The following is a 12,625-nucleotide window of genomic DNA, read 5'->3' as shown; positions in this document are numbered from 1 at the left end:
CACCGCGGATTTGGCGTCCGCGCATTGGAATCCTGGTCGGGGACATGTCATGAAATTCGGCACGGAGATCGTCGTTCTAAGCCTGTTTGCTTTTGCGGCCCTGGTGGCTGCCGGCTTCGGCGTAGAAGGACCTTTTCGCCAGCATATGGGGGTTTTGTTCTTCGCCGTGGCTGGCTTTACCGCGATCCTGCTGCGCAACACAGATTTCAAGCCGGCGGCTCCGATCGACACCTCCGCCTACATGGATGGCCCGATCCGCTACGGAGCCATTGCAACGGTATTCTGGGGCGTCGTCGGCATGCTCGTCGGTGTGATCATTGCCCTGCAGCTGGCATACCCTCACCTCAACATCCAACCCTGGTTCAATTTCGGCCGGCTGCGGCCGCTGCACACATCCGGCGTCGTCTTCGCCTTCGGCGGCAACGCTTTGCTTTGCACGTCTCTCTATGTCGTGCAGCGCACGTGCCGCGCCCGGCTGTTTGGCGGCAAACTGGCCTGGTTTGTGTTCTGGGGTTACCAGCTGTTCATCGTCATGGCCGCGACCGGCTACCTGCTCGGCATCACCGAAGCCCGCGAATACGCCGAACCCGAATGGTATGTGGATCTCTGGCTGACCATCGTCTGGGTCGCCTATCTCATCCTGTTCCTCGGCACGATCCTGAAGCGCAAGGAACCGCATATCTACGTCGCCAACTGGTTCTACCTGTCCTTCATCGTGACAATCGCGATGCTGCATGTGGTCAACAATCTGTCGATGCCGGCGTCGTTCCTGGGCTCGAAGAGCTACTCCGCCTTCTCCGGCGTCCAGGACGCCTTGACGCAATGGTGGTATGGCCACAACGCCGTCGGTTTCTTCCTCACCGCCGGGTTCCTCGGCATGATGTATTATTTCGTGCCCAAGCAGGCGAACCGGCCGGTCTATTCCTACCGCCTGTCGATCGTCCACTTCTGGGCGATCATCTTTCTCTACATCTGGGCCGGCCCGCACCACCTGCATTACACCGCCTTACCCGACTGGGCGCAGACGCTCGGCATGGCGTTCTCGATCATGCTGTGGATGCCCTCATGGGGCGGTATGATCAATGGCCTGATGACGCTGTCTGGCGCCTGGGACAAGCTGCGCACCGATCCGATCATCCGCATGATGGTGATGGCAGTCGCCTTCTACGGCATGTCGACCTTCGAAGGTCCGATTATGTCGATCAAGACGGTCAATTCGCTGTCGCACTACACGGACTGGACCATCGGCCATGTCCATTCCGGCGCGCTCGGCTGGGTTGGCATGATCTCGTTCGGCGCAATCTACTACATGGTGCCGAAACTGTGGAACCGTGAACGTCTCTATTCGCTGCGGCTCGTCACCTGGCACTTCTGGCTGGCGACGCTCGGAATCGTCGTCTACGCCGCGGTGATGTGGGTTTCCGGCATCATGCAGGGCCTGATGTGGCGCGAATACGACGAGCAGGGTTTCCTCGTCTACTCCTTCGCCGAAACCGTCGCCGCCATGCATCCCTTCTACGTCATGCGTGCCATCGGCGGTGCGATGTACCTCACCGGCGCCCTGCTCATGGCCTGGAACGTGACCATGACCATTCTTGGCCACCAGCGCGAAGAGCAACCAATGCCAGGTTCCGAGCCCGCCCTCCGGCCTGCCGAATAGGGAGCCAGACAATGGGCTTGATGGACAAACACGCGATCATCGAGAAGAACGCCACGCTTCTTCTCGTTGGCTCTCTTCTTGTCGTGACCGTCGGCGGCATCGTCGAGATTGCGCCGCTTTTCTATCTCGACAACACGATCGAGAAAGTCGAAGGCATGCGGCCCTACTCGCCACTGGAACTCGCCGGACGCAACATCTATGTGCGCGAGGGCTGCTACCTCTGCCACAGCCAGATGATCAGGCCTTTCCGGGACGAGGTCGAGCGCTACGGCCACTACAGCCTGGCCGCCGAGTCCATGTACGACCACCCCTTCCAGTGGGGCTCGAAGCGCACCGGCCCTGACCTTGCACGAGTCGGCAACCGCTATTCCAACGAATGGCACGTTCAGCACCTTATGGATCCACGTTCGGTGGTGCCGGAATCTATCATGCCTCGCTATGCCTTCCTGAAGGACGCTCCGATCGAGGTGAAGGACTTCTCGACGCATCTGGTTGCGAACGCGCGTGTTGGCGTCCCGTACTCCGATGACATGATCGCGCACGCCAATGCCGATCTGATGGCCCAGGCCGACCCGAATGCCGATGCCTCCGGCGTCGAGAAACGCTATCCGAAAGCCAAAGTCGGTGATCTGGACGGCAATCCGCAGCAGGTGACCGAGATGGATGCCCTCGTCGCCTATCTGCAAATGCTGGGAACACTGGTCGATTTCAAGACCTATGACGATGCAGCCGGCTACCGCTGAGGGGGACGCAATGAGCTATAATTTGATGCGGGAATTCGCGGACAGCTGGGGTCTGCTTGCCATGGCGCTCTTCTTCGTCGGCTGCATTGCCTTTGCCTTGCGTCCCGGCGGCAAAACACAGGCCGATCAAGCCGCCCAGATTCCACTCAAGGACGACTGATCATGAGCAGCGAGCATATCGATGAAGTCTCGGGCATCTCAACGACCGGTCATGAATGGGACGGGATAAGGGAGCTCAACAACCCATTGCCCCGATGGTGGGTGATAACCTTCTACATCACCGTCGCTTGGGCGGTGGCTTATACAATTGCGTATCCGGCTTGGCCGATGCTGTCTTCCGCGACCAAGGGTGTGCTTGGCTATTCCAGCCGCAACGCTGTCAAGATTGAGCTGGCGGCTGCCGAAGCCGCCAAGGGCAAATATGTCGCGGCCATCCAGCAGAAGACCGTATCCGAGATTGCAGCCGACGACGCGCTGCGTGAATTCGCGGTAGCGGCCGGCGGAGCTACCTTCAAGGTCAATTGCGTGCAATGCCACGGCTCGGGCGCCCAAGGGTCGAAGGGATTTCCAAACCTGAACGACGATGACTGGCTGTGGGGCGGCACGACCGAGCAGATCCAGCAAACGATCGCGCACGGCATCCGTTTCGCATCCGACCCGGATACTCGGCAGTCGGAAATGCCCCCCTTCGGTGACATCATCACGCCCGAACAGATCGCACAGGTCGGCGCCTATGTCGCCAGCCTCTCGGGCAAGGTCCAGGATGCAAGTCTTATCGAGCCCGGCGCCAAGGTATTCGCGGAAAACTGCGTCGCCTGTCATGGCGATAATGCGAAAGGCAACAAAGAGCTCGGCGCGCCCAATCTGACCGATGCGATCTGGCTCTACGCACCCGGCGAGACAGCCATCGCCGTCCAAGTCCGCGCGCCGAAGCACGGTGTCATGCCGGCCTGGATCGGGCGTCTCGGCGAGACCAAGGTTAAGGAACTTGCGGTTTATGTCCATTCGCTTGGCGGCGGAGAATAGGAACGGAAGCCTATTCTCGGCCCTCCCCGCCAAGCGACGGGGCCCGGCACGAGTCGGGCCCCGACACCATTCCGGCATGCGGCGATTGACCTGCAGCAAGGCGGCGCGGCCCACACGGCGAAGCGGGCTCACTGCAGACCGGACGTCTGTCGAAGCAGTCCGTCGCACAACGATGTCATAGGCCGCGCGCGAGTGGAGATGCACGTGCTGGATAAAACGCAGATGGAGCGGCTCGAGGCAAAAGCGGTCAACTCCGCCAAGACACGACAGCCGCTCTATGCTCCGCGCAAGAAAATCTTCCCTAAACGCGCCTCGGGCAGCTTTCGCCGCTTCAAATGGCTGGTGATGGCGGTCACGCTGGGCATCTATTATCTGATGCCCTGGTTGCGCTGGGATCGAGGTCCGTTTGCTCCTGATCAGGCCGTGCTGATCGATCTTGCCAACCGCCGTTTCTACGTCTTCTTCATCGAGATATGGCCGCAGGAATTCTACTATGTCGCCGGCCTTTTGATGATGGCCGGCATCGGCCTCTTCCTGATCACGTCCACCGTCGGCCGCGCCTGGTGCGGCTATACCTGCCCGCAGACGGTATGGGTCGATCTTTTCCTAGTTGTCGAGCGGGCGATCGAAGGCGATCGCAACGCTCGCATGAAGCTCGACGCCGGCCGCTGGACCGCGCGCAAACTGGTGCTGCGTGTGTCGAAACACGCCATCTGGCTGGTCATAGCGGCAGCTACCGGCGGCGCCTGGATCCTCTATTTAGCCGATGCGCCGACGCTGATCGGCGACGTATTCAACGGCACCGCCGCTTCGGTCGCCTACGTCACCATCGCGGTGCTGACGGCCACCACCTACACATTCGGCGGGCTGATGCGCGAGCAAGTCTGCACCTACATGTGCCCGTGGCCGCGCATCCAGGCTGCCATGCTCGACGAGAATTCGCTCACTGTGACCTACAATGACTGGCGTGGCGAACCTCGTTCGCGGCACGCCAAGAAGGTCCAGGCTGCGGGGCAGCCGGTCGGTGACTGCGTCGACTGCAATGCCTGTGTCGCAGTCTGCCCGATGGGGATCGACATTCGCGACGGCCAGCAACTCGAATGCATCACTTGCGCGCTGTGCCTTAATGCCTGCGACGGCGTCATGAACAAGCTCGGCAAGGAGCGCGGGCTGATCTCCTATGCGACGCTGTCCGACTACAACGCCAACATGGCGGTGGCGACCGCAGGCGGCTCCGGTCCCGTGAACCCTTCACTCGTCAGAACGGCCGACAGCACATTCTCCGCCAGGTTGGCGCATTTCCATATTCGCAAGATCTTCCGGCCGAGGACCTTCTTCTACATGGGCGCGTGGACGGCGGTCGGGCTTGCCTTGATCTATTCGCTGCTGACGCGCGACCGACTCGAGATCAACGTCCTGCACGACCGCAATCCGCAATTCGTGACCCTGTCCGACGGCTCGATCCGCAACGGTTACACCGTCAAGCTGCTTAACATGATCCCCGAGCCAAGGACGATCGTCGTCACGATGCAGGGCTTGCAGGGAGCCGAAATGAGCGTCGTCGGCAGTGATCTGCCGGCAGCTCGCTTCTTCGCCATCGCGGTCCAACCCGACCGGCTGAACATGCTCAAGGTCTTCGTGCGCCAGCCAGCGGGTGAGGTTCGGCACGCTGCACAAACCTTCAAGTTCCGCGTCGAGGACAGAGCGAGCTTCGAATCGGACGAATACACCGCCACCTTCAACGCCCCGGAGATCGCCAGATGAGCACCAATACGCAAAAGACGCGTGAGTTCACCGGCAGGCACATGCTGCTCACCATTCTCGGCTTTTTCGGCGTGATCATCGCGGTCAATCTCACGATGGCGACACTCGCCAGCACGAGCTGGACCGGCCTTGTCGTCGAGAACACCTATGTGGCCAGCCAGCAATTCAACCGAAAGGCCGAGGAAGGGCGCGCGCAGGCGGCACTCGGCTGGACCGGCAAACTGACGATCGCTCGGGGTGAGGTCCGCTACAGCTTGAGCGATACCACCGGCAAGCCGGTCCCCTTGCATGGCGTCAAGATACTGTTTCGTCATCCCGCCTACGAGGCTGGGGACAAGGCCGTCACTCTCGCCCTCGTCTCGGACCAGGAATTTGCCGCGCAGCACTTGCCAAGGGATGGCGTCTGGATCGTCGAAGTCGACGCCGATGCCGGTCTGACAGAGCCCTATCGCGACGTTCGCCGGATCATGATTTCGCAAGGAGCGCTGCAATGAGCTGTTGTGCACCCAGCGCGGAACTGGCGCTGGATCTGACCAGTACCACATCGGTCCTGCCGTCTAGCCAGGAGATCAGGTTGGCGAGCCGATCGCTTGGCGACAATCTTTGGCAGACCGACCTTTCAGTGCCGACGGTTCACTGCGCGGCCTGCATCCAGGCCATCGAGACGGCTCTCGGAAGGCTCGATCGCGTCGAAGGCGCTCGTGTCAACCTGTCGACGAAACGGGTCGCGATCCGGTGGCGTGGGGACTCTGTGCCTCCGTTTGTCGCCGCGCTGGGACGGCTGGGCTTTCAGGCGCACCTGTTCGAAGCCGACGCTGATAAGAAGGACAAGACGCTTGCCGAGTTGATCCGCGCCGTCGCTGTTGCCGGCTTCGCGGCAGGCAACATCATGCTGCTTTCGGTCTCGGTCTGGTCCGGCGCCGAAGGTGCAACCCGCGACTTGTTTCACTGGGTCTCCGCATTGATCGCCATCCCGGCGCTCGCCTTCGCCGGCGGCATCTTCTTCCGCTCGGCCTGGAATGCACTGCGCCACGGCCGCATGAACATGGACGTGCCGATCGCGGTTGGGGTGTCGCTCGCTTATGCCATGAGCCTCTATGAGACGATCAACCATGGCGACCATGCCTATTTTGACGCGTCGGTATCACTGCTGTTTTTCCTTTTGATCGGCAGGACCCTCGATCACGTGATGCGCGAACGTGCCCGCACCGCGGTGAAAGGCCTGTCTCAGCTGGCCGCGCGTGGCGCCATGGTGCAGCGCGGCGACGGCGCGCGCGACTATCTGCCGGTCGGCGAGATCGAACCAGGCATGCGGTTGTTGATCGCAGCCGGTGAAAGAATCCCCGTCGACGGCAAGATCATTCAGGGGGCGTCGGATCTCGACTGCTCACTGGCCTCAGGCGAAAGCACGCCAAAAAACGTGGCCCCGGGCGCAGCAGTACAGGCCGGCGTGCTCAATCTTACCGGCCCGCTGACGATCGAGGCGACGGCTGCCGCCAAGGATTCGTTCCTCGCCGAAATGGTTCGACTGATGGAAGCCGCCGAGGGCGGTCGTGCCCGCTATCGTCGTATCGCCGACCGCGTGTCGGCACTCTATGCGCCCGTGGTTCATCTCACCGCGTTGGTAACATTCCTGGGCTGGATGGCGGCGACCGGCGACTGGCACCGGGCGATGACGATCGCCATCGCTGTTCTCATCATCACGTGTCCGTGCGCGCTTGGCCTCGCGGTGCCGATCGTACAGGTGGTCGCCGCACGGCGCCTGTTCGAGAACGGCATCATGGTCAAGGACGGTTCGGCCATGGAACGCCTGGCGACGATTGATATAGCGGTGTTCGACAAGACCGGAACGCTCACGCTTGGCCAGCCCCGGCTCGTCAACGCGTCATCGATCGATCCCGCCATGCTGGCAGTTGCAGCCGACCTGGCAGCGCACTCGCGGCATCCGTTTTCAAAGGCCATAGCCGGTTTTGCCACGCCTGGCGGGCAACACAAATTCCGTGCCGTCACCGAGCATCCGGGATTTGGAATCGAAGCAACTGACGCCGGAAATACCTGGCGGCTGGGTCGACGCGGATGGGCTGGATGGAAGGCTCGAACCGGCGGCGAAGGCAAACATGGCTACGGCGGAACGGTTCTCACGAAGAACGGGATGATTGTCGCTTCCTTCGCTTTCGAGGATGCGTTGCGGGCCGATGCCGGGAGCGTCATGGCGCAATTGAACGATGCAGGGGTCTCGGTCGAAATGCTGTCGGGCGATACCGCGGACGTCTGTGGCGATGTCGCAAGAATATTGGGCATCGACCGTTTTGTTCCGGCGCTGCCGCCATCCGGGAAGGTTGAGCGGATCGAAATGCTGACCAAGGCCGGCCACAAGGTCCTGATGGTGGGCGACGGACTCAACGACACACCAGCGCTGGGCGCGGCGCACGTCTCGATCGCTCCCGCCACCGCCGCCGATATTGGCCGCAACGCGGCCGATTTCGTGTTTCTGCGTGAAAGCCTTTCGGCAGTACCCCTTGCGCTGGACGTCTCGCGGAAGGCAGGGCGGTTGATGCGCCAGAACATAGCCATCGCGATCATCTACAACGCCGTTGCCGTGCCGATCGCCATCTTCGGCCACGTCACGCCGTTGATCGCGGCGGTGGCGATGTCCGCCTCATCGCTGCTGGTGATCGGAAACGGGCTGAGGCTGCAGGGCTTTATGCTCGCCGAGCTGACGAGGGCTTCTTCGGCAACGCATTCTGGCATTCACCCATCAGCGCGGTCATCATGACGATACTCGTCTACCTCATGCCAGTCGCCCTATTTCTTGGCGCACTGGGGCTGACTGGCTTTCTGTGGGCATTGAAGAGTGGCCAATATGAGGATCTTGACGGAGCCGCTGAGCGCATCCTCCGGGACGACAAGCCGGAACGCTGAGCCAGACCGCTGTTCCCGACGCTGTGCTGACGCCGACTCGGAATAACGAATGAAGCTCCACAACCAATTAAGCCGCTTGACGTAGATTTGTGAAAAGCCCCTGTCCCTCGAAGGACTGCGTCGCCGGTTCCGCCCCAACATAGACGCGGCCAATGTCATAACGTACGCAAAGCTGATGTTCATGTTCACGATAGGTGCGGACACGGGGTTGCAGTTACACTTGGTTGGGTTCAACTGCAGGTTTCGTGCTCTCAATTTCGTTCCAGATAATCGGCCCACCAACTGCATCATACTGACGCGCTTTTCCCAGTGCTCCGCCCTGGCGTAAGCGCGCCGAACGTCGTTCTTTTCAATATGGGCCAGCTGTCTCTCTTGCGTCTGGATGCCACTTGCCGCATTCATTCAACAGAGTTGATGCCGTTGCTCGGGAACCGTGAGCCGTTGCTTCTTTCTTGCTGTAACCCATGCGACGCAGGGCGGCGTTAAGGGTATTGTCGGAAATCGGACGAGAACCCGATCGCGCAGTTGGAAACAGCAGCGCCTCGCCCTCGGAAATGTCTCTGAGATCGGTCAGGATTTTGATGGCCTGCCTCGAAAGTGCAACGCGGCGCGGCCGCCGCATTTTCTTGCCTGCTTCCGGGATGGTCCACACCGAGCCTTTGAAGTCGAACTCTTCCCATCCGGCGGCTCGCAACTCGCCCGGGCGGGGAAACAGTAGGCGCAGTTATGCGACGCTAAGTTTCCGGAAATAGCTTAGGAAACAGTTCGTCCAACGTGTCGACCGGGAAGCGTAGCGATACCGGTCCTTTCGGGGTATCGGACGCAAGCAGGCCAAGCTCGAGCACCTCGGTAAACACGCGGCGGGCCGTACGTTCCGGCAAGCCAGCGATACGTGAGGCCTCACCGCGATCGAACTCGCCGCGCAGAAGCGCCTCTTCGAGCAGCCGGAAAGCTTCCGGCTTCAGGTCGTAGCGTTGAACGAACCGCTGCAGGCGCCGGGCAAGTTGGTTCAAATCGAACAGGCTGGACATGAAACTGACCTGGTCGATGCATACGCGTAGAAACCATAAGGTAAAATCTGCCAGCGCCCGCATAGAAAGATTACCGCGGCCGTCGCGATCGCCTTGGCGTGGCATGTCGGCGTGATCCATCATGCGTTTATAGTCGCCGCGGCTTTCCAGACCCCGCGCCAGGCCTCGGGAAATCGACCACAGCCCGTGCGCGGCGATTCCTGCCTCATGGGCCATGGCGTGACTCATCAAGCGACTGACGCGTCCATTGCCGTCTGGGAAGGGATGAATGTAATTGAACCGATGATGCGCGGCCGGAATCGCCAATATCCTAGCCGCTTTGCCCGTACGTTGGAAGCGGTACCGGCTAGCGAAATGCTCCATGAACGCTTCGACGCGATCGCTTGACGGCGGCTGGTGGCGGCCGACAGTAACATCATGTTCGGGCTGTGATCGCCACCGACCCGGAACCATCAAGAATTCTCTGTCTGCGCCGCGAATGCGCAACATCGCCTCATCGGCGTCACGGTAGAATTCCGCATGCAGCCAGCGCAAAAAATCAAGCGAAGCCGGTTCTGGGAGCTGACCCTCCGCTGCCAGGCGATCGATTTCCCCCTGCAGTCGAACATGGGCCGCGGCTTCCACCTGCAGGTTGCGTCGTTCCTGGTCTTTGTCGAATTCGCCGGCGAGGGCGCGTTCGATGTCGCGGGGGCGCGTGTTGTGGCCCTCGATCAGGTTGCTGTAATAGGTGTTCATGATGCGCACGAGATCCGCCAGGTTCGCAGCCGTGCGCGGATGCAGCTTGGCGCCGAGAACCGCCGAGCTTGCTGACAGCTCAGCCAGCGCGTCGGAGATAGGCTCCGCAACGTCTTCCAGGCGCGCCGGCTCGATGCGCTGTACGGTCTCTTCCATGATTGGCCGATGTTAGATCGCGCTAAGTACGTATATGTCAACAGAAATTTTAGCTGAGCGCCCATAACTGGCCGATCATTTGGCCGATGTTAGCCGCTACCTCAGCTTCACCGAGACGGTTGATCGACGACGCCAATGCCGATGCCGATGATGGCCGATATTCGCTATGCTTAGCGCATTGATAGTATGTACAAATTTGCGATCGGTAGGTCGATTTGGCCGATCGCTTGGCCGAACTTCGCCGGTCGCGCTGACTAGGGACATATGACCAGGAAAATACAGGCGACTCCAAATGATTCTCCAGAGACTGCGGAAGCAGGCGACGCTGCGACCAGGCTGCGCGAGGACTCGAACGACCCGACAAGAGCAAATACACCTGTAAGCAACGTCTGCCAGTCATAGAGCGCGCCGATGAACGGATTGTGGAATTTCGGTAGCGACTCCGCGCAGCGCTCGAAGAAGCTCTTGGCAAGCGCGTTTTCGCAAATAATGTTCGGCAGATTCACGCTCTGTCTTCTGCTCAGGTGATGCAGTTAGGCAGCGTGGGCAGTTCAGTCAACAATTCTGCGAGGCGTCAGACATGCGGCGGCTCGCCGGCAATATATTCACCGGCGTTGGATGCCGGCAGTTGTAGCTCCGTTGCGTCCTGAAGGCCCGGTACGCGGTCGCTGCCATCAAGAAGCGGTGCCTACGGATCTCCCGCATCGAAGACCTCAATGACGCCTTCGAATTCATAGGCATCGTGCTCGACGACAAGCGCGACCGCATCCACCTGTCCTCGTACCGCCGCCGGCTAGACCAGGAGCAGGGCCTCATCTGTATGAGCGAAACGTGGTCGAAGCCGCAGATGTGGGGGCACTATGGCGAAATTTCGCGGGATGGTGCTTGGGTTTGACGTTTCGGAAGGGGACTTCTTCAAGGTCCGTTACCGCAAAACGAGGCCGCGCCTGGTCGACCTCGGACTGTCGTCGTATGCCGAAATAGGGCCTGAGCACCTTAAAGAGTTGGCGCGGATAAAGTCTGACGGTTGGGCGTATGAAGACGAGTGGCGCTGGCTACTGCCACTGGTGAACCCCGAGGTCATCCAAGGCCAGACGCACTACTTCCAGCCATTCGGGCCTGACCTGCGGTTGAAGAAAATCATTGCAGGTCCGAAGTTCCGCGAGCGTTCCTACGAGCAGATGCGGGAGATGGTGAAGGGGATGGGCGTCGAGGTGATGCTGGCACGGGTCGACTTCGCCAAGTTCGAGGTCACCCGTCAACGCAAGCTCAGTTTGTGGCCGCCTGTTCGTCCGCAGACTCCCTAACGGCGGCAAGGCGGTGGCAGTTCGGCTGGTGAGAGTGAAAAGAAGGCAGGCTGCCCGCCCGGGACGTACCTCAACGTCTGATATCACCGCGGTGGCCGGAATGTCATTCTGCATGCTACCCCATTGTGTCTGTCTGAAACGCGCCTCATGTCGGCCGTTGCTATGTGATCGTTGGTTCCTTAGAAGCGGACGTTGCACCTGCCTGAGGCCCGCTCGGGCAACCTATAGTCCAATTTCGCGGTGAGTGGGTATTCTCCCATTCTTATGGGATACTCTGTAAGATACCGCTCGCGATACGTCCTTTCAGCCACTTGTAGATCTGGTCGGCACCCATCCCGTCTTGTTCGAAGCGCTCAGCAGCTTCCGCACGCCAGACTAGGTCACCGGCCTGACTAAAGGTACGTCTCAGTTGCCGCAATGTCCGCAACGCCTGACCTGCCCATTCCCGAAACTCGTCGATTTCCCATAGCGACACGGTGTGGAGATGCGGAACCGCCCCCGACTTCGCCTTGGTCACCGGCGTGACCAGTACCGGCAGGATAATGGCATTATCGGGCAAAGCAACGTGGTCGCGAATCCAGTTGGGATGCGAGAAGGCCTGTCGCGCCTTGGTAGCGTCCAGCACATCGTTTGTTGCTCCGGCATGATCTTCGAACACGAAACACAGATCATCCGCCGCCCACCAGGGATCCGGCGACGCGTCGACTTCGCGTTTCCCCGCGTGGAAGCCGAGAATCTCGCCTAGGCGTACCTGCGCCTGCTCAAAACCGTTCTTCGAGGCGAGACCTTCCAGAATCTCCCGCTCGCGCTTGTTGAACTCCCGGTCGGTCACGGTGCCGAGCCGCTCCAGCACGCCCTCAACGCGCTCGATCTGTCGCAGCAGACGGGGACTGCGGCCAAGAGGAGCTTCCATGTCCGCGTGATAGCGGGCCAGCTTGACCAACCAAGGCAGATCGGTGGCGGCGCGCTTTGCATGATTAAAATGGCCGCGCGCCTTGACGTCCAGCGAGGCGATGCCGGCGCGTCCTCCATACCAAGCGGCTGAGCCGGCGAGGTAGTGCCACAGCGCTCGATAACCTCGGAGGTCCGGGTCGGTGAGTCCACCCAGCACTCCCTCCGCTGCTTCCACAGCGCCTTCGAAATCGCTCTGCCAGAGCCTGCTCTGAAATTCGATCTCCTGGCCGACAATCGCCTGCAACTCGCCCAGCGCTGGGAAGGGCTGTTGCACTGCCGCCGCCCGCTTGCGAAGGATATCGTTGTTCACCGCATCCCAGCGGGCGT

Annotated in this window: 11 protein-coding genes and 2 pseudogenes; 9 read left to right on the top strand and 4 right to left on the bottom strand. The window is 60.6% G+C overall.

The genetic code is table 11. The annotated features are described in order from the left end of the window. Positions 1-49 precede the first annotated feature (49 nt). The 8 genes from ccoN to ccoS all read left to right on the top strand — a co-directional run bounded on the left by ccoN (position 50) and on the right by ccoS (position 8,115). Positions 50-1,660 (top strand): cytochrome-c oxidase, cbb3-type subunit I, encoded by a 1,611-nt coding sequence (gene ccoN, locus C1D09_RS27790; protein ID WP_097572454.1) that lies wholly within the window; start codon positions 50-52, stop codon positions 1,658-1,660. Positions 1,661-1,671: 11 nt separating this feature from the next. Next, complete coding sequence (gene ccoO, locus C1D09_RS27785; protein WP_006329238.1) at positions 1,672-2,403, top strand: cytochrome-c oxidase, cbb3-type subunit II; 732 nt, start codon at positions 1,672-1,674, stop codon at positions 2,401-2,403. A 10-nt stretch (positions 2,404-2,413) separates the two neighbouring features. Then, positions 2,414-2,563 carry a CcoQ/FixQ family Cbb3-type cytochrome c oxidase assembly chaperone gene (locus C1D09_RS27780; protein WP_027033462.1) on the top strand — a complete coding sequence of 50 codons (150 nt, stop codon included), beginning with the start codon at positions 2,414-2,416 and terminating at the stop codon, positions 2,561-2,563. Between the two features lie 2 nt (positions 2,564-2,565). Beyond that, positions 2,566-3,429: a cytochrome-c oxidase, cbb3-type subunit III gene (ccoP, locus tag C1D09_RS27775; RefSeq protein WP_019856557.1), complete on the top strand. Its 864-nt coding sequence runs from the start codon at positions 2,566-2,568 to the stop codon at positions 3,427-3,429. A 198-nt stretch (positions 3,430-3,627) separates the two neighbouring features. Further along, complete coding sequence (ccoG, locus tag C1D09_RS27770) at positions 3,628-5,193, top strand: cytochrome c oxidase accessory protein CcoG (RefSeq protein ID WP_109671461.1); 1,566 nt, start codon at positions 3,628-3,630, stop codon at positions 5,191-5,193. Beyond that, on the top strand, positions 5,190-5,687 hold the full coding sequence (locus C1D09_RS27765) for a FixH family protein (RefSeq protein WP_006329246.1): 498 nt from the start codon (positions 5,190-5,192) through the stop codon (positions 5,685-5,687). Before ccoG ends, C1D09_RS27765 begins: the two co-directional genes overlap by 4 nt. After that, the gene (locus C1D09_RS27760; RefSeq protein WP_143977239.1) at positions 5,684-7,969 is read left to right on the top strand and encodes a cation-translocating P-type ATPase; all 2,286 of its coding nucleotides are present in this window, start codon (positions 5,684-5,686) and stop codon (positions 7,967-7,969) included. Before C1D09_RS27765 ends, C1D09_RS27760 begins: the two co-directional genes overlap by 4 nt. Further along, positions 7,966-8,115 carry a cbb3-type cytochrome oxidase assembly protein CcoS gene (gene ccoS / locus C1D09_RS27755; RefSeq protein WP_006329249.1) on the top strand — a complete coding sequence of 50 codons (150 nt, stop codon included), beginning with the start codon at positions 7,966-7,968 and terminating at the stop codon, positions 8,113-8,115. The genes C1D09_RS27760 and ccoS overlap by 4 nt, the downstream gene beginning before the upstream one ends. A gap of 251 nt (positions 8,116-8,366) precedes the next feature. Here the strand turns inward: ccoS and C1D09_RS27750 are convergent. From C1D09_RS27750 to C1D09_RS27740, 3 genes and pseudogenes are all read right to left on the bottom strand, one after another. Continuing rightward, positions 8,367-8,839: pseudogene (locus C1D09_RS27750) on the bottom strand (tyrosine-type recombinase/integrase); the annotation flags it as partial. Positions 8,840-8,849: 10 nt separating this feature from the next. Further along, a complete protein-coding gene (locus C1D09_RS27745) occupies positions 8,850-10,037 on the bottom strand; it encodes a Fic family protein (RefSeq protein ID WP_006329252.1) in 1,188 nt (395 codons plus the stop codon). A gap of 254 nt (positions 10,038-10,291) precedes the next feature. Further along, positions 10,292-10,543 carry a hypothetical protein gene (locus C1D09_RS27740; protein ID WP_143977238.1) on the bottom strand — a complete coding sequence of 84 codons (252 nt, stop codon included), beginning with the start codon at positions 10,541-10,543 and terminating at the stop codon, positions 10,292-10,294. 354 nt (positions 10,544-10,897) lie between these two features. On the opposite strand from C1D09_RS27740, the gene C1D09_RS27735 reads away from it, so the two are divergent. Next, positions 10,898-11,344, top strand: coding sequence for a DUF2971 domain-containing protein (locus C1D09_RS27735; RefSeq protein ID WP_143977237.1), 447 nt, complete (start codon positions 10,898-10,900; stop codon positions 11,342-11,344). A 262-nt stretch (positions 11,345-11,606) separates the two neighbouring features. Here the strand turns inward: C1D09_RS27735 and C1D09_RS27730 are convergent. Then, positions 11,607-12,625: pseudogene (locus C1D09_RS27730) on the bottom strand (DEAD/DEAH box helicase); the annotation flags it as partial.

This window comes from Mesorhizobium intechi, from assembly GCF_002879535.1.
GTDB lineage: Bacteria > Pseudomonadota > Alphaproteobacteria > Rhizobiales > Rhizobiaceae > Mesorhizobium > Mesorhizobium intechi.
Note: the sequence above shows the minus strand (reverse complement) of the source record. Positions and strands in the feature narration are given on the sequence as shown.